The sequence below is a fragment of the Pseudomonas sp. FEN genome (assembly GCF_904067045.1).
Taxonomy (GTDB): Bacteria; Pseudomonadota; Gammaproteobacteria; order Pseudomonadales; family Pseudomonadaceae; genus Aquipseudomonas.
Map to the genome: position 1 here is coordinate 967427 of NZ_CAJFDC010000001.1, position 22320 is coordinate 989746.

The 22320-nt window shown below is 63.3% G+C and carries 18 protein-coding genes; 12 read left to right on the forward strand and 6 right to left on the reverse strand.

Translation table 11 applies throughout. The features are described from left to right. Nucleotides 1-8: 8 nt before the first annotated feature. Nucleotides 9-1358: an MATE family efflux transporter gene (locus PFEN_RS04525; protein ID WP_191485822.1), complete on the forward strand. Its 1350-nt coding sequence runs from the start codon at nucleotides 9-11 to the stop codon at nucleotides 1356-1358. 21 nt (nucleotides 1359-1379) lie between these two features. Here PFEN_RS04525 and PFEN_RS04530 read toward each other — a convergent pair whose 3' ends face one another. The 6 genes from PFEN_RS04530 to PFEN_RS04555 form a co-directional block, all read right to left on the reverse strand. Then, nucleotides 1380-2168, reverse strand: coding sequence for a DUF4123 domain-containing protein (locus tag PFEN_RS04530; RefSeq protein ID WP_191485823.1), 789 nt, complete (start codon nucleotides 2166-2168; stop codon nucleotides 1380-1382). Beyond that, nucleotides 2165-3520 carry a contractile injection system protein, VgrG/Pvc8 family gene (locus PFEN_RS04535; protein ID WP_191485824.1) on the reverse strand — a complete coding sequence of 452 codons (1356 nt, stop codon included), beginning with the start codon at nucleotides 3518-3520 and terminating at the stop codon, nucleotides 2165-2167. The genes PFEN_RS04530 and PFEN_RS04535 overlap by 4 nt, the downstream gene beginning before the upstream one ends. 246 nt (nucleotides 3521-3766) lie before the next feature. Next, on the reverse strand, nucleotides 3767-5680 hold the full coding sequence (speA, locus tag PFEN_RS04540) for an arginine decarboxylase (RefSeq protein ID WP_191485825.1): 1914 nt from the start codon (nucleotides 5678-5680) through the stop codon (nucleotides 3767-3769). A gap of 227 nt (nucleotides 5681-5907) precedes the next feature. Beyond that, on the reverse strand, nucleotides 5908-6279 hold the full coding sequence (locus PFEN_RS04545; protein WP_191485826.1) for a translation initiation factor Sui1: 372 nt from the start codon (nucleotides 6277-6279) through the stop codon (nucleotides 5908-5910). 206 nt (nucleotides 6280-6485) lie between these two features. Then, a complete protein-coding gene (locus PFEN_RS04550; RefSeq protein WP_191485827.1) occupies nucleotides 6486-7013 on the reverse strand; it encodes an NUDIX hydrolase in 528 nt (175 codons plus the stop codon). 3 nt (nucleotides 7014-7016) lie between these two features. Further along, nucleotides 7017-8084: a DUF2333 family protein gene (locus PFEN_RS04555; RefSeq protein ID WP_191485828.1), complete on the reverse strand. Its 1068-nt coding sequence runs from the start codon at nucleotides 8082-8084 to the stop codon at nucleotides 7017-7019. Nucleotides 8085-8389: 305 nt separating this feature from the next. Here PFEN_RS04555 and PFEN_RS04560 point away from each other — a divergent pair, with 305 nt between their 5' ends. The 11 genes from PFEN_RS04560 (at nucleotide 8390) to purH (ending at nucleotide 22140) form a co-directional block, all read left to right on the forward strand. Further along, nucleotides 8390-10051: a response regulator gene (locus PFEN_RS04560; RefSeq protein WP_191485829.1), complete on the forward strand. Its 1662-nt coding sequence runs from the start codon at nucleotides 8390-8392 to the stop codon at nucleotides 10049-10051. 973 nt (nucleotides 10052-11024) lie between these two features. Continuing rightward, nucleotides 11025-12068: a methyl-accepting chemotaxis protein gene (locus PFEN_RS31280; RefSeq protein ID WP_412071388.1), complete on the forward strand. Its 1044-nt coding sequence runs from the start codon at nucleotides 11025-11027 to the stop codon at nucleotides 12066-12068. A 198-nt stretch (nucleotides 12069-12266) separates the two neighbouring features. Beyond that, nucleotides 12267-14033 (forward strand): protein-disulfide reductase DsbD, encoded by a 1767-nt coding sequence (locus PFEN_RS04570; protein ID WP_191485831.1) that lies wholly within the window; start codon nucleotides 12267-12269, stop codon nucleotides 14031-14033. Nucleotides 14034-14164: 131 nt separating this feature from the next. Next, nucleotides 14165-14620 carry a type II 3-dehydroquinate dehydratase gene (gene aroQ, locus PFEN_RS04575; protein ID WP_191485832.1) on the forward strand — a complete coding sequence of 152 codons (456 nt, stop codon included), beginning with the start codon at nucleotides 14165-14167 and terminating at the stop codon, nucleotides 14618-14620. A gap of 24 nt (nucleotides 14621-14644) precedes the next feature. Further along, nucleotides 14645-15103 (forward strand): acetyl-CoA carboxylase biotin carboxyl carrier protein, encoded by a 459-nt coding sequence (accB, locus tag PFEN_RS04580; protein WP_191485833.1) that lies wholly within the window; start codon nucleotides 14645-14647, stop codon nucleotides 15101-15103. A 17-nt stretch (nucleotides 15104-15120) separates the two neighbouring features. Then, the gene (gene accC, locus PFEN_RS04585; RefSeq protein ID WP_191485834.1) at nucleotides 15121-16479 is read left to right on the forward strand and encodes an acetyl-CoA carboxylase biotin carboxylase subunit; all 1359 of its coding nucleotides are present in this window, start codon (nucleotides 15121-15123) and stop codon (nucleotides 16477-16479) included. A gap of 268 nt (nucleotides 16480-16747) precedes the next feature. Further along, complete coding sequence (gene prmA / locus PFEN_RS04590) at nucleotides 16748-17626, forward strand: 50S ribosomal protein L11 methyltransferase (RefSeq protein ID WP_191485835.1); 879 nt, start codon at nucleotides 16748-16750, stop codon at nucleotides 17624-17626. A 30-nt stretch (nucleotides 17627-17656) separates the two neighbouring features. After that, nucleotides 17657-18943, forward strand: coding sequence for a DUF3426 domain-containing protein (locus PFEN_RS04595; RefSeq protein WP_191485836.1), 1287 nt, complete (start codon nucleotides 17657-17659; stop codon nucleotides 18941-18943). Between the two features lie 177 nt (nucleotides 18944-19120). Beyond that, nucleotides 19121-20134, forward strand: a complete 1014-nt coding sequence (gene dusB, locus PFEN_RS04600; protein ID WP_191485837.1) for a tRNA dihydrouridine synthase DusB — start codon at nucleotides 19121-19123, stop codon at nucleotides 20132-20134. Next, nucleotides 20131-20451: a DNA-binding transcriptional regulator Fis gene (gene fis / locus PFEN_RS04605; RefSeq protein WP_003186237.1), complete on the forward strand. Its 321-nt coding sequence runs from the start codon at nucleotides 20131-20133 to the stop codon at nucleotides 20449-20451. The genes dusB and fis overlap by 4 nt, the downstream gene beginning before the upstream one ends. Nucleotides 20452-20532: 81 nt before the next feature. Next, nucleotides 20533-22140, forward strand: coding sequence for a bifunctional phosphoribosylaminoimidazolecarboxamide formyltransferase/IMP cyclohydrolase (gene purH, locus PFEN_RS04610; protein WP_191485838.1), 1608 nt, complete (start codon nucleotides 20533-20535; stop codon nucleotides 22138-22140). Nucleotides 22141-22320: the final 180 nt, after the last annotated feature.

The following is a 22320-nucleotide window of genomic DNA, read 5'->3' on the forward strand; positions in this document are numbered from 1 at the left end:
GAGCTCGCATGTCCCCCCTGATCGCTGACTGGCGAGACCGCCCAACTCACCGCCGGGTCTGGGCGCTCGCCGCCCCCATGATCCTGTCGAATATTTCCGTGCCCCTGGTGGCGCTGGTCGACAGCAGCGTGATCGGCCACCTGCCCCATGCCCATCAGTTGGGCGCGGTGGCGGTGGGGGCCAGCCTGTATATCTTTCTGGCCTGGGCCATGGGCTTCCTGCGCATGGGTTCCACCGGTTTCGCCGCACAGGCCGCCGGACGCGGCGACGGCGCGGCGTTACGCCAAGTGCTCGTCCAAGGGCTGCTGCTGAGCCTGGTGCTGGCGCTGTTCCTGGGAGCCATCGCCGTGCCCTTCAGTGAGTTGGCGTTGACCTTCATGCAACCCTCACCCGAGTTGCACGCACTGACCCTGGCTTTCTTCAATACCCGGCTGTTCGGCCTGCCGGCGGCGCTGGCCAGCTATGCCCTGGTCGGCTGGTTCCTCGGCACCCAGAATGCCCGCGCGCCGCTGGCCATCCTGCTGACCACCAACCTGGTCAATATTGCCTTGAACCTGTGGTTCGTCATCGGCCTGGACTGGGGCGTGATCGGTTCAGCCCGGGCCTCGGTGATTGCCGAATGGACCGGTGCCCTGCTCGGTCTGGCCCTGACCGGCAAGGCCCTGCGCGCCTACCCCGGACACATTGCCTGGGCGGCCCTCAAGCGTTGGCGGAGCTGGCGCCCGCTGCTGACGGTAAACCGCGATATCTTCATTCGCAGCATGGCGCTGCAAACGGTGTTCTTCCTGATCACCGTCCAGGGCGCACGCCTGGGCGACGCCACTGTCGCGGCCAATGCCCTGCTGCTCAACGGCCTGTTGCTCACGGCACACGCCCTGGACGGGTTGGCCCATGCCGTGGAGGCGCTCTGTGGCCACGCCATCGGCGCCCGCGATCGCGATACCCTGCGCCGCTCCCTGGTGGTGGCGGCGGGTTGGTCGCTGCTGATCAGCCTGGGTTTCGGGCTGGCGTTCCTGCTCGGCGGTCGCTTGTTCGTCAGCTTGCAGACCGACATCCCCAGCGTGCGCGACATCGCCTTCGGCTACCTGCCTTATCTGGCGCTGTTGCCGCTGATCGCGGTCTGGAGCTACCTGCTCGACGGCTTGTTCATCGGTGCCACCCGCGCCCGGGAAATGCGCGACAGCATGCTGCTCAGCGTACTGCTCGGCCTGCCCTGCGCCTGGTTGCTGAGTGGCTTTGGCAATCACGGCCTGTGGATAAGTTTCCTGTTGTTCATGGCCCTGCGCAGCCTGATCCTGGGCCTTTACGCGTTGAAGCTGCGCCGCGATGACCGCTGGTTCAGCCAGCTCGCGCATTGAGCCGAGGCCGGCGCTGCCAGCTCAATCCGTGGTTCCGCTCCAGGCGCGCCGCAGATTGTCCAGGCGCTCGCCAGGGGAGTCTCCCGGCAGTCCCGGTGGAATGGGCGCAAGCGGATATTCCGCGCGCAGATGCAGCCAGCCATCGAGCAGGCCGTACTCACGAAACCCCTGGGCGATACCCTCTTGCAAATGGCACCAGGTCCTGTCGTATTCATGCCCACCGCAGCGGCTCCACTGGTAGGCATGGCGCTCCAGCAGGCAACTCTGCAAGCGGCGCTGCTGGCGCTGGCTCAAGACCGGGGGCGCGTCGAGGGCCGGGACCTCGAGCCCGGGATTGAGCAACTGCTGCCAGCCAACGCCACCAATGGCCCGGTCCGCCCAAGTCCCGCCATGCCAGTACAGGCGACAGATGGGGCCGAGCCAGCCGCTCAGCTCGCCGGCATCCGACGAGTCGAAAAAATAGCTGGCGGTCTGCGGGTTGTAGTAACTGAGCAAGCCTCGTTGCTGTTCGTCGAAAGCCACCACCAGTATCCGCCGCAGGTGTGCCAGCAACACCTGCACCGGGGCCCGACTGTGCAGGAACAACCCCGGCCAGAGAGCAGGGCTGGCCCGGCTGAGACGGCTCAACAGACAATCCTCGGACACTTGCAACAGTCGCGGAGCAACTTCAGCCAGGCCCTGAAACGGCGTGCCTTCGAACAGGTTGTACGCCAGGTAGTGTGCGTAACGCTCCCTCAGGGCCTCGACCACCCCCGGTGCACCGGGAACATCCAGCAGCAACCATTGGCTGCAGTTTTCCGCAGCACTCATGGCAGGCCCTTTCTCGGGATCGCATCCCGACAGGCGCACTCCCGCACCACACAATGCCGCTCACTACCGCCCATCGACCGTCCGCACAAGAGCACCAGGGGATAAGCGCCGTGCAGTGCCTCGAGAATCGGCTCGCGTCGCGGCTGTTGCGGCGCGCCGGGTAACGACGCAGGCCCACCCGCATCGCCCCGCATGACAATTCGCGGCACCTGTGGGTCAGCCCCCTGGAAGCGGATCCACAGTGGTGTGCCAACCGCCAGGGGCGAACCGCTGGCTTGGCACTCACGCTCCAGCGTCCGGGCCAACGGCAGCCAGCAGGGGGCCTGTGGCGAACCCGGCCCCTGGGAAAAAGCGTCGATGTGTACCGCCACCCGTCCCTGTGCATCGCGAAAGGCCCCCAGCGCGTCGGTACCCACCACCCGAGCCCGGAACAGCCCCGACAATAGCGGACGGGAACAAGTCCTTCGGGAACGAAAAGCCACCTCCCAGGAAGTCGCCGCAAAGACATTGCCGTAGCGCAGTCGTGGCCCGGGGGCCATGGAGTCGCCGAGCCGGCTGTCACCACGATGCCGAAGCCGGGTGACCAGCCACAAGCGGTTCCAGGCCATGTGAGGGTGGCCCGAAACGGGCAGGTACGCCCCGCAGGTCAAGCCGAACAGATCGCTTTCGCCCTCCGCCATCTCGGGAGCGCGACCGGCGCGGCGCCGGACGCTATCCGCCAGCGTGACGCGCAGGTCCAGCACGCCGGGGCCCGTCTCGTCAGCGAAGCGCGCCCGCGGAGCTTGCCGAAACGCACCTTGATGATCGGCAAAGACCAACAAGTGCACTTCCCGGCGGTGCTCGAAGTGGTAGTGAATACCCTCCTCCGCGCAGAGCCGCTGGACAAACGCCAGACTCGACTCCTCGTACTGCACGCAATAGGCGCGCCGGGCATAGTGGCCCTTGAGCGAGAAGTGCACCGCATCGTCACCCAGGCCGTGCTCCTCGAGCACCCGGGCAATGATCGCCGGGACCGAGCATTGCTGGAACAGCCGTCGGCTCACACGCTGTGCCAGACACCCCAGGCGAGGGCCCAGGGACAGACGACAATGGCCACGCGCCAAGCCCTGGAGCGTCAGGTTGACGCCCTGTATCTGCGCGTGAAAGCCGCCATTTCCAGTCCCCAGCGCCAGGTAGCAAGCGCGGTACATCAACCCGGCCAGATCCAGTTCGCCTTCCTCGTCCAGGACATCCAGCTCAAAGGCAAACAGCTCGTCGATCGCTTCCGTGCCGGTAAAGGCGGTGACAATCAGGGGATGGGACAAGCCCGCTACATCCAGCCGAAAAAACGGCTCGTTGACTGGATCGAACATTGGCTTTCCTCATACGTGGGACCGACGAGGATTCTCGCCGAGAGACAAGGCCGAGTAGAGGGCTGAACTGGTGTTAGAGAAAAGACCTACACAAAACACGGAACAGAGGAAGCCATCATCTTGACTCCAATGCATAAAAAACCCACCGCGGAGGGTGGGTTTTTTAACAAACAGACATTACCTACAAGACCAAAGGAAAAAACCAGGATCAAACAAGGTAGCTTCCTAGGAACTATTGGTGCGGTCTCATGAGGACAGGTACGAAGAACGGGTCAGCCCCAGACGCAGGGCATCCAGGTACTGGGTACGCTCTTTCACGCTGATGTTCGCGCTGGCGACCTTGTCGCGGTAATGCGTCATCAGTTCCTCTGGCGACAGATGCACGTAACGCAGCATGTCCTCGATGGTGTCATGGGTCTCGATACCGGCGTGGTAAACGCTGCCATCCGGGTTCTGGTAGATGTTCACCGAGTCGGTGTCACCGAACAGGTTGTGCATGTCACCGAGAATTTCCTGGTAGGCGCCCACCAGGAAGATCCCCAGCAGGTAGTCCTCGCCCTCGTTCAGGGCGTGTACCGGCAAGCTGGTTTCGATGCTCTGCTCGTCGACGTATTGCTTGATCTTGCCGTCGGAGTCACAGGTCAGGTCTTGCAGCACGGCGCGGCGCAGCGGCTCTTCATCGAGACGATGCAGCGGCAGGATCGGCAGAACCTGGCCGATGGCCCAGGTGTCCGGCAGGCTCTGGAACACCGAGAAGTTGCAGATGTACTTGTCGGCCAGCTTGTCGTTGAGCTCGTCGAGCACCTGGCGGTGCGAACGCTGGCGGGCTTTCAACGAGTTGTGCAGACGGCGACACACGGCAAAATAGCATTGCTCGGCCAGGGCTTTCTCGGCCAGGGTCAGCTTGCCGTCGGCGTACTGGGTGGCCACGTCGCTCATGTAGTGGGTGGCACGCCAGTAGGTTTCGGTGACCATCTCGATATCGGTCGGCCCCAGCAGCTCCACCAGCCACTGCACGGTTTCCGGCAGGTTCTCCGGGTTCTCGATACGCGGCACGTCGTCGTTATGCTTCTCGACGTCGGTTACCTGCACCACCAGCATGGCGTGGTGGGCGGTCAGCGAACGACCGCTTTCGGAGAATATGTTCGGATGCGGCAGGTTCTGCGCATCGCAGAATTCCTTGAGCATGCCGACCACGACACCGGCGTAGTCATCCATGTCGTAGTTGATCGAGCTGGCGTTGCGCGAGTGGGTACCGTCGTAGTCCACCCCCAGGCCGCCACCCACGTCGATGTGATCCACCGGCAGGCCGAGGTTGCGCAGTTCGCCATAGTAGCGGATCGCTTCCTTGAAACCGTACTGGTAGTCCGCCAGGTTGGCGATCTGCGACCCCATGTGGAAGTGCAGCAGGCGAACGCCCTGGTCCAGGCCGGCGTCGCGGAAACGCTCGACCACCGACAGCAGCTGCGCCGCCGAAAGACCGAACTTGGACTTCTCGCCACCGGTATCGGCCCACTTGCTCGAGGCCAGGGACGACAGGCGCACCCGCAGGCCGATCCGTGGCTTGACCTTGAGGGCGGCGGCCTCCTCGATCACCAGTTCGACCTCGGATTCTTTCTCGATCACGATGAATACCGTGTGCCCGAGCTTCTGCCCCATCAGCGCCAGGCGAATGAACTCGCGGTCCTTGTAGCCGTTGCAGACGATGGTGCCACCTTTCGGTGCCAGGGCCAGCACCGCCAGCAGCTCCGGCTTGGAACCGGCTTCCAGGCCGATGGAGACGTTCTGGGTAGCGATGATGTTCTCGATCACCGCTTCCTGCTGGTTGACCTTGATCGGGTACAACGCGGTGTACTTGCTCTGGTACTCCAGACGTTCGATGTTGGCGTCGAAGGCCCCGGTCAATTGCCGCACGCGGTCCTGCAGGATATCCGGGAAGCGCACCAGCAACGGCAGAGACAAACCGCTCTTGCGCAGTTCATCGACCTGCTCGAAGAGATCAATGGACGAACTGCTCGGACCGTTCGGACGAACCTCGACGCGACCGGCGTCATTGATCGCGAAATACCCGGCCCCCCAATGACGAATCCCATAAACACTGCGGCTGTCCGCAACTGTCCATTGGCTGCCATCGTCTTTGCGTGTGCGTCGTACGGACATCGAAGTCCCCTATAAAGAAGTCAAATAGCGCCACCTGGGTCCAGGCTGCGCGCAGTCTAAAGAATGAAAATGACGATTCGCCTGCATGCAAGGGACTAGGACCTTGAATCCAGTACCGAGTTTAGAGGCTGTTCGGGAACAGGCTCTGTGAAAACCCTGGGGACGACAGCCCGACCTCGTTCAGCCGGGCCGGCAGGTCAACTTCACAGGGGTTTTCACAGAGGCTGCTAGCCGCCGGACTTCTTCGCCTTGAAACCGTGTTTGAGCAGTTCCGCCAACAGCAACTCGACGTGATCGCCCTGGATCTCGATGACGCCATCCTTCAAGGCTCCACCGGTACCACAACGCTTTTTCAGCGTGGTCGCCAGTTCCTTGAGGGCATCCTCGGCCAACGGCACGCCGGTGATGGTGGTCACCGTCTTGCCGCCACGCCCCTTGCTTTCGCGACGCACGCGGGCAATGCCGTCGCCGGCCGGGAGAACGGTTTGTTTGCAGATACAGGCGGCCACCGGCTGGCTACAGTCCGGGCAATGTCGACCTGCGTCGGTGGAGAACACCAAACCGCCCAAGGCGGCGAAGGATGCGGCTTTTTTGGCCACCGGTAATCCTCTTGGGAGGACTAAAGACTGGTCACCTCCCCGGGAGGGGCCTGCGACCGCGAAGCCCCACTCAGGCAGGGGCAGCGCAACTGCGACGGGCAATGCCGCCACAGCTTTTGAAAGTCGCGCAGTGTAACGGCAAAAAGCCCCCGGCCCAATAGCCAATCGGCGCCAATTGATGAAGCTTTTGCGACGTCGACGGCGGGTTATCGCAGATAACGTTTCAAGGCCGCCAGGGAGTCCGGGCAATAGGGTTTTTCCAGGGTTTCACCCAGGGCCCGCGCGACCGGGACAAAGCGCGCCTCGAGCACCTCTTCCGGCTGCAGGCGCAGCGGCCCGTCCCAGACCGCGCTGAACACCGCGCACCAGAGCCGATTGCCTGGCTGGTCGAAGAAAAAGTGCTCATGCTCGGTCAGTGGCACGCCACTGACACCGAGTTCCTCTTCCAACTCGCGGGCGGCGGACTCGGCGTAACTTTCATCCGCCTGCACCATGCCGCCGGCGGCTACGTCCCAGTAACCGGGGTAGATGGCCTTGCTCAAGGTCCGCCGGTGCACGCACAGCTCACCGGCGGAGTTGAACAGCAGGATATAGGTACCGCGCCCGATCAGGCCGCGCTCGCGCAACTCGGCCCGGGCCAGGGCACCGAGCAAACGGTCATCGGCGTCGACCCAGGCGATCTGTTCGGCATCGGAGGCGGCACGATGCCGGGCCTCCTTCGAAGCATTATCCATGGCTCAACCCTGGTTCAGCAGTTGACGCAAATCGATCACCGCCGCATTGGCCCGGGAAATGTAGTTGGCCATCACCAGCGAATGGTTTGCCAGGATGCCGAAGCCGCTGCCATTGAGGATCATCGGGCTCCAGACCGGCTGCTGGGAAGCCTCCAGTTCACGAATGATCTGCCGCACGCTGACCGTGGCGTTCTTCTTCGCCAGGACATCGGCGAAGTCGACTTCGACGGCCCGCAGCAGATGGGATAACGCCCAGGCCTGGCCCCGCGCCTCATAGAACACGTTGTCGATCTGCAACCACGGGGTTTCGACGATTTCCTCGTCGACCTGCGGCACCTGCCCCGGAATCACGCTTTCGGTTTTCAGCGCGGTGTTGAGCTTGACCCGTCCGACACTGGCCGACAGGCGCTGGGACAGCGAACCCAGGCGGGTCGCCACGTCACCGAGCCAGTTGTTCAGGTTGTCGGCACGCGCATAGAACAACGCGTTGTTCTGGTTCGGGTCGGACAAGCGGGCCTGGTAGCGGCTCAGGGAGTTGATCCCTTCCTGGTACTCCGACTCGCTGGACGGCAACATCCAGCTCTTGTTGTCGAAGTTGAAGCGCGGTTCGGCCTTGGCCAGGTCGGCATCTTCGGCCGATTGCGACTGGGAACGGGCGAAGTCCTTGCGCAGGGCGCGGGTCAGGTCGCGGACCTGGACCAGCACGCCGTATTCCCAGCTGGGAATATTGTCCAGCCAGACGCCTGGCGGAAAGCGGTCGTTGGACAGGTAGCCACCCGGCTTGTTGAGCAAGGTACCGGCCACGCTCTTGAGGGTTTCGACCGTGGTGTAGCCCACCACCATCTTGCGGCCTTCCTTCTCCGCGGCCAGTTGCGCATTCTGCTGCACCGGAAACAACGCCGGCTCCTGGCTCCAGTACCAGCCAATGAGGATCGTGGCCAGCAGGTACAAGCCCACCAGGGTCACCAGCGCACGACTGAAGAGCATCCCGCGCAGGTAACCGCGAGTCGCCGACTTGGGTTCGGCGGCACGCTCCGGCGCGCGGTCTTCGCGTTTTTTCCAGTCCAGCATGGCACTATCCTTTTCCTGAATTCATCGGTTCGACCACAACCCTGCCCCATCGTGCCTTGCCTGTCTTTGCACCAGATCAAGGACACGGCAGCGTTGCCATCCGTGCGAGCACTATAAATCAAGCCCCGGCGCGACGCCTCCTCGATACGACCTATCTGCTCTTCTTGTGGGATGCGGCGGGTTCAGACCGCCGGGTCAGCAAATGAATGCGCTTAATTGACGTATGACACGTTCATTGACGATAAGAGCTGCTAGCATAGAGCCACCAGTCGTCCCCAGCCGTTCCCCTCACTAGTAGTCAGGATATGACCGAGCCAGAAGACCCCAGCCGCGAGCGCCTCAAGCAGCACTTTGCCCAGCGGGTCATTCACCAGGCCCGGCAAATCCTCGAGATCTGGCAACGCCTGCAACGCAGCGAATGGTCGAGCGCCGACATGTCCGAGCTGAATGAGGCCAACCTGCGCCTGCTGCGCTTCGCCGAACGCTTCGAGCAACCCGAACACAGCCAGTTGGCCCGCCATATCAGCCTCTCCCTGGAAGCCGTGGGGGCCAACCGCGGACGCCTGAGCAGCAGCCTGATCACCGAACTCAATCGCCTGATGCAGCGCCTGTCGCGCACCGGCCTGCGCCACGGCGACCAGTTCGAACACACCTTCCTGCCGCCGCTGCGCAAACCGGTCTACGTGATGTTGCAAGACCACGACCGCGCCGAACGCCTGGCCAAGCAACTGGAGTTCTTCGGCCTCAGCGCCCAATCGCTGGAGAATGTCACGGCGTTCCGCGCCGCGATGGCCGAGCGTCTGCCTTCGGCCATCGTCATGGACGTCGACTTCAGCAGTACCGGCATGGGCCTGCACCTGGCCGCCGAAGCGCAACTGGGCCTGGAACAGCGGCTGCCGCTGTTGTTCTTCAGTCTCCACGAGACCGACACCCCGACCCGCCTGGCCGCCGTGCGTGCCGGCGGCCAGGAGTTTCTCACCGGCACCCTGGAAGCCTCCAGCCTGCTGGAGAAGATCGAAGTCCTCACCTGCGTCGCCCAATACGATCCGTACAAAGTGCTGATCATCGACGATTCACGGGCCCAGGCGCTGCACACCGAACGTCTGCTCAACAGCGCCGGGATCGTCACCCGGACCCTGATCGATCCGATCCAGGCCATGGCCGAACTGGCGGATTTCCAGCCCGACCTGATCATCCTCGACATGTACATGCCGGCCTGCACCGGCACCGAACTGGCCAAGGTGATCCGACACAATGATCGCTATGTCAGCGTGCCGATCATCTACCTGTCGGCCGAGGACGACCTGGACAAACAGCTCGACGCCATGAGCGAGGGCGGCGACGACTTCCTGACCAAGCCGATCAAGCCGCGCCACCTGATCACCACCGTGCGCAACCGCGCCGCCCGGGCCCGCAATCTCAAGGCACGGATGGTCCGCGACAGCCTCACCGGCCTGTACAACCATACCCATATCCTGCAACTGCTCGAAGACTGCAGCTTCCGCGCCCGCCGCGAATGCAAGCCACTAAGCTTTGCGATGCTCGATATCGACCACTTCAAGCGGGTCAACGATAGCCACGGCCACCCCATGGGTGACCGGGTGATCAAGAGCCTGGCGTTGTTTCTCAAGCAGCGCCTGCGCAAGACCGACTTTATCGGGCGTTATGGCGGCGAAGAGTTCGCCATTGTCATGCCCGATACCGACATCGAATCGGCCTACAAGGTGCTGGATGAAATTCGTCAGCGCTTCGCGGAAATCCACTACCCGGCGCAACCAGAGGACCTGTGGTGCACCTTCAGCGCCGGGGTCGTCGAGTTACAGGCCGATTCCGACAGCCTGATGATGGCCACCCAGGCCGACGAGGCGCTCTACCGCGCCAAACATGCCGGGCGCAATCGCGTGCAAGCAGCAAGGCAAAGTGCCATCTTTTCCGCGGATTCCACCGAGTCCGTCATGACCTTGTAACAAAACAGCAATAACTTCAGGCGCTTACCACTCTTTGTCGTGGATAGAATCCTGAATGCGCCTGAAGCTGCTGACCAATCTCAACACCTTGCTGCTCGTCACCGTCTGCCTGGCGCTCGGGGCCACGCTCTGGTGGTCGCAGCAGGCGCTGGAGCGCCCCTACCAACTGATGGAGCGTTACCTCAGCCTGTCGCAACAGTTCCAGAACCAGGCGGCGCGCAATATTGAAGACTATCTGGGCAGCGGCGATGCCTTGCGCCTGAGCAGTGCGAGCCAGGCCATCGAACACCTGGACAAAGACCTCGGCGCCCTGCCGCCGGACATGACCGCCACTCTGCGCCCCAGCCTCGCCGCCCTGAACGACTTCAGCAAAACCGACCTGCTCGCCGCCGGCAAGCTGGCCGGCGATCCCCAGGCCCTGCTGCTCCAGGCCGAACGCGAGCTGGGCGCCAACCTGGAACAACTGGGCCAGTACGCCACCGGGGCCAAGGCGCCGGGCGCGGCCGACTACCTGCCTCCGTTGCTGGCAGCCTCGTCGCACCTGACCAAGTTGAGCCTGGCGCGGGACAAACTGGTCAGCAGCGGCCGTAGCGAACTGGCGACCGATGTCGAGCGGGAACTGGCGAGCATCCGTAGCCAGGCCGAAATACTGGAAGCCCTGCCGTTGCTCGGCGTGACCGCCAGCAGCGAATCCAACACCGACGATTTCAGCGCCATGATGGGCCTGGAAAACACCGAGAAGGCCGTGGTCCAGGACACCGGCGTCGACCTCAAGCGCGAACTGCACAGCCTGCTGAGCCGCTATCCGGCGGAACTGACCCGCACCCGCGAGCAGATCCAGAAGCGCGCGGACCTGGCGGCGGCGACCCACCTCAAGATCAATGCCGTGCAACAGGCGATTGCCGCACTGGAGCCGGTGGTTCGCGCCCAGCACGGCAAGATCCAGGGTGATGTGCGGTTGCTGCAGGGGGTGATGATCGGCCTGATCCTGTTGATCGCCCTGCTGATCGATACCTTGCAGCGCAAGCTCTCGCGGGTCCTGAGCAACCTCGCGCCGGCGCTGTCGATCTGGGCCGAAGGTGACTTCAGCCGGGATATCCACCTGGGCAAGACCAATCGCGAACTGCGCGACATCGAAGCTTCGTTGAACCGCCTGCGCGCCTATCTGGTGGATCTGGTGGGCACCATTCGCCAGAACGCCGAGGAAGTGGCCGGCAGCAGCCGCGCCCTGGCCGACCTGAGCGGCGGCCTGCATACCGGCGCCGAGCGCCAGGCGGGGGATACCGCGCAGATTCGCGACGCCCTCGGTGAACTGGAGGCAACCATCCAGCAAGTGGCCGGCGACGCCAGCCAGGCCGCCGATGCCAGCCGCAGCGCCGGCAGTGCGGTCGAACACGGTCAGAAGGTCATCGGCCTGAGCCTGACCGGCCTGCACGCACTGGTGGGTGAAGTCCAGGGTAACGCCCAGATGATTGAACAACTGGCTGAGGAATCAGCCACCATCGGCGGTGTGCTGACGGTGATTCGCTCGATTGCCGACCAGACCAACCTGTTGGCGCTGAACGCCGCCATCGAAGCCGCCCGCGCCGGGGAAATGGGCCGCGGTTTCGCCGTCGTCGCCGAAGAGGTACGCAGCCTGGCGCAACGCACGGCCGGCGCCACGGGCGAGATCCAGACGCTGATCGCCGGCCTGCAAAGCGCGGCGCGACAGTCGGTGGAAGGCATGCGCGCGCAAGTCGAACATGCCGAGGCCACGGCCAGCCAGGCGCAGGCAGCGGATGGCGCGCTGGACAAGATTGTCGGGGCGATCCAGACCATTGCCGAAACGGCGGTGCGCATCGCCGATGTCACCGCCCAGCAAAGCGGCGCGGTCAGCGAGATTCGCGATCACAGCGAGCGGATTCACCAGTTGGGTGGCGACAACCTGCTACGCATCGGCGAGGGGCGCAGCCAGGGCGAGCGATTACTGGTACTGGGCGGGCAGCTGCATACCGCCGTGCAGGCCTTCCGCGTCTGAAAAGCCGGCTATCGGGTGGTTCTGCAAACCGCGCGAAAGCTGTGTGGGCTTGCCGTCGATAGCAGCCGCACGGACGCCCCACGACTCAAGGTCCTCATCGCCGGCCAGGCCTCTCCTACAGGGCGCGTGTTCGCGACGGCCCTGCGCGCGCCAGCGCAGTCCGCTATCATGCGCCAACCTCTGCTTCGCGAGATTGCCATGCGCCGCCTGCTTTGCCTGATGCTCCTGCTGTTCATCTTGCCATCCGCCAGCGCCGGACTACTGGACGGCCGCCCCAACCCGACCCTGGGCGCCGCGAACAACAGCACGGACTTCCTGCCAGTGCACGAAGCCTTCCAACTGAGCCTGGTCAGCAGCACTGCGCAAGCCATCACCCTGCGTTTCGTCCCCAGCCAAGGCTATTACCTGTACCGCCAGCGGTTCCAGTTCCGCAGCGAACCGGCCGACATCAAGCTGGGAGCGGCACAACTGCCCGCCGGCGAGTCGAAACACGACGAGTACTTCGGCGATGTCGAGGTCTACCACGGCATACTCGACGTCACACTGCCAAGGGACGCCAGCGACTCCCGCGCCTTCACCCTCGTCGTCACCTACCAGGGTTGCGCCGACAAGGGCCTGTGCTATCCACCGGAAACCGAACGCCTGAACATCGAAGGCGCAGGCACCGCGAACGCCTCCCCGGACACCTCGGCCAAAGCCGCCTGGCACTGGAGCCAGTTGGCTCTGTTCTTCCTCGGCGGCCTGGCCCTGACCTTCACTCCCTGCGTGCTGCCAATGCTGCCGATCGTTTCCGGCTTTGTCCTGCACGGGCGGGTCAGTGGCCTGCGCGGATTCAAACTGTCCCTGGCCTACGTACTGGCCATGGCTGCCTGCTTCGCCCTGCTCGGCGCGCTGATGGGCCTGTTCGGCGCACAACTGAATCTGCAGGCACGCCTGCAATCGCCCTGGGTACTGGTGCCCTTCGCCGGGTTCTTCGTGATCTTCGCCCTGGCCATGTTCGGCCTGTTCGAACTGCAACTGCCCCAGGCCCTCAGCAGCCGCCTGAATCGCCTGGCCGACGGGACCAGGGGCGGCTCGCTATGGGGAGCGGCAATGCTCGGGGTGGTCTCCAGCCTGCTGGTTTCGCCCTGTGTCTCGGCGCCCCTGGCCGGCGCCCTGCTGTACATCAGCGCCAGCGGCGATGCGCTGGGCGGCGCCCTGAAACTCTTCGCCCTGGGCCTGGGCATGGGCGCCCCGCTGTTGCTGATCGCCACTGGCGGCGCGGCCTGGCTACCGAGGAGCGGCCCCTGGCTGGTGACGGTCAAGAACGCCATCGGCGTCCTGCTGCTGGGTGTGGCGCTGTTCATGCTCAGCCGGATATTGCCGGGCCAGATCACCTTGCTGCTGGTCGGCCTGCTGGCCGCGGGCGTGGCCTTGTTCCTCGGGGCCCTGGAGTTCGTCACGAAAACCGTCCGGCAACGCCTGGCCCAACTGCTCGGGCTGTTCCTGCTGGCATACGCGCTGAGCTGCTGGTACGGCGCCTTCAGCGGCCAGGCCGATCCGCTGAACCCCATCGGCCATGCCCAATCGCCCCAGGCCGGGACGAAGCCGCAGAGCGCCCGCTGGCAAACCATCAGCACCCCGGCCGAGCTCGATGCCGTCCTGGCCGAGGCCCGTGGCGCCGGGCAACCCCTGCTGCTGGACTGGTACGCCGACTGGTGCATCAGCTGCAAAGTCATCGAGCACGAAGTACTCAACGAAGCCAACGTCGTCGAAAAACTCAAGGGCTACCGATTGGTGCGCTTCGATATCACCGCCAGCAACACCGAACAGCGCGCGCTGCTCGACCGCTACAAGCTGTTCGGTCCACCCGCGCTGATGTTTTTTGCCCGAAACGGCGGCGAAGTAGCGGATCTACGGGTGATCGGCGAGATCAATGCGGTGGACTTCGCCGAACGTGTCGCGAAAGTGAATGACCAGATCTAACAATTGAGTCATAAATTTCGCGCGAACATCGGACATCGTGCTGGCTATTGCAGGTAACTGGACAGTCGCCAAGGCTTTCCGGCATAGTCGGCGCGCATCGACAACTGCACGTGAATAACAAGGAACAACCGATGGCGACGCTACTGGTTCTGCACGGACCCAACCTGAACCTGCTCGGCACCCGCGAACCGGGCGTCTACGGCGCGGTGACGCTGCTCGAGATCAACCAGGACCTGGAGCGCCGGGCCCGCGAGGCCGGGCACCATTTGCTGTACCTGCAAAGCAATGCCGAGTACGAACTGATCGAGCGGATCCATGCCGCCCGCGGTGAAGGCGTGGATTTCATTCTGATCAATCCGGCGGCTTTTACGCACACAAGTGTCGCATTACGTGACGCGCTGCTGGCGGTGAGCATCCCATTCATCGAAGTGCATTTGTCGAATGTGCACAAACGCGAACCTTTCCGCCATCACTCCTACTTTTCAGATGTCGCTGTGGGAGTGATCTGCGGCCTTGGCGCCAGCGGTTACCGACTGGCCCTGGAGGCCGCCCTGGAACAGCTTGAATCACAGGCTAAACACCCCTGACCGACCCTTGGGAGTTGACGATTAATGGATATCCGTAAAGTTAAGAAACTGATCGAATTGCTGGAAGAATCCGGTATCGACGAGCTTGAGATCAAGGAAGGCGAAGAGTCCGTACGCATCAGCCGCCACAGCAAGACCCCGGCGCAGCAGTACTATGCTCCGGCACCAATGCCCGCGCCGGTCGCCGCCGCTCCGGCCGCGGCACCCGTGGCAGCGGCTCCGGTCGCTGCGGCCGCCCCGGCACTGAACGGCACCGTAGCGCGCTCGCCGATGGTCGGTACCTTCTACCGCAAGGCCTCGCCTGCTTCCCCGTCTTTCGTCGAAGTTGGCCAGAGCGTGAAGAAAGGCGACATCCTGTGCATCGTCGAAGCCATGAAGATGATGAACCACATCGAAGCTGAAACCAGCGGTGTGATCGAGTCCATCCTCGTCGAAGACGGCCAGCCGGTTGAGTACGACCAACCGCTGTTCACCATCGTTTGAAGCGCGGAGAGCCAACGATGTCGAAACCAGCGAAGTTGGAAAAAGTCCTGATTGCCAACCGCGGTGAAATTGCGCTGCGGATCCTGCGCGCCTGCAAGGAACTGGGGATCAAGACCGTCGCCGTCTACTCCAAGGCCGACAAGGAGCTGATGCACCTGGGCCTGGCGGACGAATCCGTGTGCATCGGCCCGGCGCCTGCCGCCCAGTCCTACCTGCACATCCCGGCCATCATCGCGGCGGCGGAAGTGACCGGCGCCACGGCGATCCACCCGGGCTACGGTTTCCTCGCGGAAAACGCCGACTTCGCCGAACAGGTCGAGAAATCCGGTTTTGCCTTCATCGGCCCGCAAGCCGACACCATTCGCCTGATGGGCGACAAGGTTTCGGCCAAGGACGCCATGATCAAGGCCGGCGTACCGACCGTTCCCGGTTCCGACGGCCCGCTGCCCGAAGACGAGGAAGAAGCCCTGCGCATCGGCCGTGAAGTCGGCTATCCGGTGATCATCAAGGCCGCCGGTGGCGGTGGTGGTCGCGGCATGCGCGTGGTGCACAAGGAAGAAGACCTGATCTCCTCGGCCAAGCTGACCCGCACCGAAGCTGGCGCGGCGTTCGGCAACCCGATGGTGTACCTGGAAAAATTCCTCACCAACCCGCGCCACGTGGAAGTCCAGGTGCTGTCCGACGGCCAGGGCCACGCCATTCACCTCGGTGACCGCGACTGCTCGCTGCAACGCCGCCACCAGAAGGTCCTGGAAGAAGCGCCGGCCCCGGGTATCGACGAGAAAGCCCGCCAGGAAGTCTTCGCCCGCTGCGTCAAGGCGTGCATCGACATCAACTACCGTGGCGCCGGCACCTTCGAGTTCCTCTACGAGAACGGCAATTTCTACTTCATCGAGATGAACACTCGCGTGCAGGTGGAACACCCGGTATCGGAAATGGTCACCGGCATCGACATCGTCAAGGAGATGCTCAGCATCGCCGCGGGCAACAAGTTGTCCTACACCCAGGAAGACGTGGTGATCCGCGGTCACGCCCTGGAGTGCCGGATCAACGCCGAGGACCCGAAGAAATTCATCCCGAGCCCTGGCACCGTCAAGCATTTCCACGCACCGGGCGGCAACGGCGTTCGCGTCGATTCGCACCTGTACAGTGGTTATGCGGTACCGCCGAACTATGACTCGTTGATCGGCAAGCTGATCACCTACGGCAAGGACCGTGACGAAGCCCTGGCGCGCATGCGCAACGCCCTGGACGAAATCGTGGTGGACGGGATCAAGACCAATATCCCGCTGCACCGCGATCTGGTTCGCGACGAAGGCTTCTGCAAGGGTGGCGTGAACATCCACTACCTGGAACACAAGCTCGCCAACCAGTGAGTGCGTGATCCGACCGACAAGGCCGCTTAATTGCGGCCTTGTTGTTTTTGCTCCTTTTGTGGGAGCAGAGCTTGCTCGCGAAGAGGGCCTCAAGATCGCCAAAAGCTTCGTGGGCAAGCTCCGCTCCCAGCAAGCCACGCGCCTACGGGGGATTGCGCCAGACTCAGGTTCGCTTTTTTGAATACCGTCCGGGGCGCAGCTCAAGTAGACTTGCGCGTTTCTCGCAGCCCCAGCGGTTGCACACTCCATTTTTGCAAAGGTGCCCGCCATGCCTTGGCTGCAAGTACGCCTGGCCATCAGCCCGGAACAAGCCGAAACCTACGAAGACGCCTTCCTCGAAGTCGGCGCCGTTTCGGTCACCTTCATGGACGCCGAAGATCAACCGATCTTCGAACCGGAACTCAATACCACCCCGCTGTGGTCCCACACCCACCTGCTGGCCCTGTTCGAAGGCGGCACCGAAGCGAACAGCGTGCTCGCGCACCTGGAATTGCTGACCGGCGCGCCCCTGCCCGAGCACCACAGCGAAGTGATCGAGGACCAGGACTGGGAACGCAGTTGGATGGACAACTTCGAACCGATGCGCTTCGGTCGACGCCTGTGGATCGTCCCGAGCTGGCATGCCGCGCCGGAGCCCGAGGCGGTCAACCTGCTGCTCGACCCGGGCCTGGCCTTCGGCACCGGCACCCACCCGACCACCGCGCTGTGCCTGGAATGGCTCGACGGCCAGGACCTCAAGGACTGCAGCGTACTGGACTTCGGCTGCGGTTCGGGGATCCTGGCGATCGCCGCCCTGCTGCTGGGCGCCAAGGAAGCGCTCGGAACCGATATCGATGTCCAGGCCCTGGAAGCCTCTCGCGACAACGCCGGGCGCAACCAGATCGCCGAGGCGCTGTTCCCCCTGTACCTGCCACAAGACCTGCCCCAGGTCCAGGCCGACGTACTGGTGGCCAATATCCTCGCCGGCCCGCTGGTATCCCTGGCCCCGCAGTTGTCGACCCTGGTCAAGCCCGGTGGGCGTCTGGCGCTCTCGGGGATTCTTGCCGAACAAGGCGCGGAAGTCGCCGCCGCTTATGCCCAGGACTTCGACCTTGACCCAATTGCCGATCGCGATGGCTGGGTGCGCATCAGTGGTCGTCGGCGCTAGAATGGGCGCCTGCATGAACCGGATCGCCGCATGACCGACAGCTTCGTCACCCAGTGCCCGCATTGCCAAACCAGTTTCCGCGTCAGCCACGCTCAATTGAGCGTGGCCCGTGGGGTGGTTCGTTGCGGCTCCTGCCTGCAGGTGTTCAACGCTGCGCGACAACTGCTCGAACAACGCGCGGCCAAGGAAGCGGCGAGCGCCGTCGTCGTGCCGAAACCGGCACCGCCGCCGCCAGAGCCAGAGCCAGAGCCAGAGCCGCCAGAACCACCACGAGCCATCAGCCAGAAGCAATGGACGGCCGCAGAGCTGGATCTGGACGACCTCGACCTGGACGAAGAGCTGGCGCGCCTGGAACAGCGGGAAATCCAGCCGGCCAAGGCATTCGGCCAGGACCGCGGTGGCAAGGGCGAGTCGCTCAGCGCCCGCCGCGACGGCCCGGACACTGAAGAAGAGCCATGGCCCGACAGCCTGTTCAGCGAGCCGCCGAACCAACCCCTCGAAGCCGACCCTGTCGATAATGGCGAAATGCCTTCAGCCAAGGCCGCGGCAAAGCAGGCTGAAGCGCCCAAGTCGGCACGTACCGAGCCTTCGTTGTCCTTCGACCTCGCCGATCTGGACGACGAGCCGCCCGTCCCCCGCCTGCAGCTCGAACACGACGAACTGGAAGACGAGGTGTTCCATGCGACCCCGGCGACCGAACACGCAGTCGAGCCCGTCCTCGAGAATGAGCGCAAGAACTCCCGGCGCGAGCGCAACGAGCCCGGCCTGCACGACGATGTGCTGCTGGACCTGGTCGATGACCCGATCCAGCTCGACTGGCAACGCCGCCGCTCCCCCTGGGGCCGTCGCCTGCTCTGGTTGCTGCTGGTATTGCTGGCCGCCGGCGCCCTGCTCGGTCAATACGTCGGCTATCACTTCGACGAACTGGCGCGCCAGGATCAGTACCGCCCCTGGTTCCAGCAGTTGTGCCCGGAAATTGGCTGCAAGGTACCGTCAAAAGTCGATATTGCCCGGATCAAGAGCAGCAACCTGGTGGTCCGCAGCCACCCGGACTTCGCCGGTGCCCTGGTGGTGGACGCGATCATCTACAACCGCGCGCCGTTCTCCCAGCCCTTTCCGTTGCTGGAGCTGCGCTTCGCCGACCTCAATGGTCATCTGATCGCCAGTCGCCGCTTCAAGCCGGCCGAGTACCTGAGCGGCGACCTGGCCGGCCAGGCTGAAATGCCCCCCCAGACGCCGATCCACATTGCCCTGGATATCCTCGACCCGGGCGCCAAGGCCGTGAACTACAGCCTCAGCTTCCACTCGCCCGAGTAACCTGGCGCTCATCATCGGCTGGACGGCAGTTTTCTGGCGACAACCAAACCGCCAGCGATAACCAGATAACTGCTCAGATTTTATCCAATTTTGCCTTTATCCAGTCATCGAGAGCGGGTATCATGCCAACCCTTTTTCGAACTCTCTTGATCCGGCCCCCCACAACAGGGAAGTCCTATGTCGGCGGTACGCATCGGCCCGTATACATTGCAGAACGGCTTGATTCTCGCCCCCATGGCGGGCGTCACCGACCAGCCCTTTCGTCAGTTGTGCCGACGCTTGGGCGCGGGTCTTGTAGTCTCGGAAATGGTCACCAGCGACATGAGCTTGTGGAACAGTCGCAAATCGCGTCTGCGCATGATCCACGAAGGCGATCCCGAGCCCCGCTCGGTACAGATCGCCGGCGGCGACGCACAGATGCTGGCGGATGCGGCCCGGGCCAATGTCGAGCTGGGTGCACAGATTATCGATATCAACATGGGCTGCCCGGCGAAGAAGGTCTGCAACAAGGCCGCCGGCTCCGCGTTACTGAAAGACGAAGCACTGGTGAGCGAGATCCTGCACGCTGTCGTGGCGGCGGTTGAGGTCCCGGTCACCCTGAAGATCCGCACCGGCTGGGACCGGGCGAACAAGAACGGCCTGACGGTGGCGAAAATAGCCGAACAGGCGGGAATCACTGCATTGGCGGTGCACGGGCGTACCCGCGCCGACCTGTATACCGGTGAAGCCGAGTACGACACCATTGCCGCGATCAAGCAGGCGGTGTCGATCCCGGTCTTCGCCAACGGCGACATCGATTCGGCCGAGAAAGCCCGGTACGTGCTGCGCGCAACCGGCGCCGATGGCCTGTTGATCGGCCGGGCCGCCCAGGGGCGACCATGGATTTTTCGTGAAATCGAGCATTTTCTGCGTACCGGCGAAACCCTCCCGGCACCGGAGCTGTTCGAGGTGGAACGTATTCTGCTAGAGCATCTGGCTGCGTTGCATGCCTTCTATGGGGAGGTGATGGGTGTGCGTATCGCCCGCAAGCACGTCGGCTGGTATCTCGCAACCTTGCCGGGCGCCAAGGAGTTTCGCGCCCACTTCAATCGTGTGGAAGATACGGAAGCACAATGCGCCAACGTTCGTGAGTTCTTTGCCGAGCGTTACAAGAGCCTGGTGACAGGGGAAGGAAGAGGGGTGGCCGCATGACGATGATGACCGAGACTTTAGTGAGTGGAACAACGCCCGTGAGCGACAACGTCAATTTGAAACAGCACCTCAACACCCCGAGCGAAGAAGGCCAGACCCTTCGCGGGAGTGTCGAGAAGGCGCTGCACAATTATTTCGCCCACCTTGAGGGCGCGGCCGTCACGGACGTGTACAACCTGGTGCTCTCGGAAGTCGAGGCGCCCTTGCTTGAAAGCGTGATGAACTACGTCAAGGGCAACCAGACCAAGGCCAGCGAGCTGCTCGGGCTGAACCGCGGCACCTTGCGCAAGAAACTCAAGCAATACGACTTGCTGTAAGCATTCAATCAAACCAGAAAGGCGCCCGCGTAGAACCGGTCGCCTTTTTTGCTGACTCCTTTGCTTTTGATGGAAATTGAGATGACCGACCAGACTACCCGCCTGCCGATTCGCCGTGCCTTGATCAGTGTTTCCGACAAGACCGGGATCCTCGAATTCGCCAAGGAGCTGCAAGCCCTCGGCGTGGAGATCCTCTCCACCGGCGGGACCTTCAAGCTGCTGCGGGACAACGCCGTGGCCGCGGTGGAAGTCGCTGATTACACCGGTTTCCCGGAAATGATGGACGGCCGGGTCAAGACCCTGCACCCGAAAATCCACGGTGGCATCCTCGGTCGTCGCGGCATTGACGACGCCATCATGAACGAGCACGGCATCAAGCCGATCGACCTGGTGGTGGTCAACCTCTACCCGTTCGAAGCCACCATCTCCAAACCCGGCTGCGACCTGCCGACCGCCATCGAGAACATCGATATCGGCGGCCCGACCATGGTCCGCTCGGCGGCCAAGAATCACAAGGACGTGGCCATCGTGGTCAACGCCAGCGACTACGGCCAGGTCCTGGAAAGCCTCAAGGCCGGTGGCCTGACCTACGCCCAGCGCTTCGACCTGATGCTCAAGGCCTTCGAACACACCGCCGCCTACGACGGCATGATCGCCAACTACATGGGCACCGTGAACCAGGCGGCCGAAACCCTGTCGACTTCCGGCCGCAGCGAATTCCCGCGGACCTTCAACAGCCAGTTCATCAAGGCCCAGGAAATGCGCTACGGCGAGAACCCGCACCAGAGCGCGGCGTTCTACGTGGAAGCCAAGCCCGCCGAAGTCGGCATCGCCACCGCCACCCAGTTGCAAGGCAAGGAACTCTCCTATAACAACGTGGCCGATACCGACGCCGCGCTGGAATGCGTGAAGAGCTTCGTCAAGCCGGCCTGCGTGATCGTCAAGCATGCCAACCCGTGCGGCGTGGCGGTCAGCCCGGACGCCGAGGGCGGCATCCGCCAGGCCTACGAACTGGCCTATGCCACCGATAGCGAATCGGCCTTCGGCGGCATCATCGCCTTCAACCGCGAACTGGATGCCGAAACCGCCAAGGCCATCGTCGAGCGTCAGTTCGTCGAGGTGATCATCGCCCCAGCCGTGAGCGCCGAGGCCCGCGCCATCGTCGCCGCCAAGGCCAATGTGCGCCTGCTGGTCTGCGGTCAGTGGGACGCCAACCGCGCCCCGGCCTGGGACTACAAGCGCGTCAACGGCGGCCTGCTGGTGCAGAGCCGCGATATCGGCATGATCAGCGCCGACGACCTGAAGGTCGTGACCCAACGCGCCCCGACCGAGCAGGAAATCCACGACCTGATCTTCGCCTGGAAAGTCGCCAAGTACGTCAAGTCCAACGCCATCGTCTACGCCAAGAACCGCCAGACCATCGGTGTCGGCGCCGGCCAGATGAGCCGCGTCAACTCGGCGCGTATTGCTGCAATCAAGGCCGAGCATGCTGGCCTGCAGGTGCAGGGCGCGGTCATGGCCTCGGACGCGTTCTTCCCGTTCCGCGACGGCATCGACAATGCGGCCAAGGTCGGGATCACCGCGGTGATCCAGCCAGGCGGCTCGATGCGTGACAATGAAGTGATTGCTGCCGCCGACGAAGCCGGTATCGCCATGGTCTTCACCGGCATGCGCCACTTCCGTCACTAATACGACGACGGCCGCACTGCAGCCGGCATCTGCTGCGTTGGAGCCGACCTCGATGATGCTCATTGCCAAAAGGCAACTCCGCTCATCGAGGTCGACTCCGCCTTGCATCTACCGGCTTCATTGCGAGCTCCTACAGCGTCAAGCGCTTTAGGTTTCAATAGAATTCAGCGTCATCGAGGT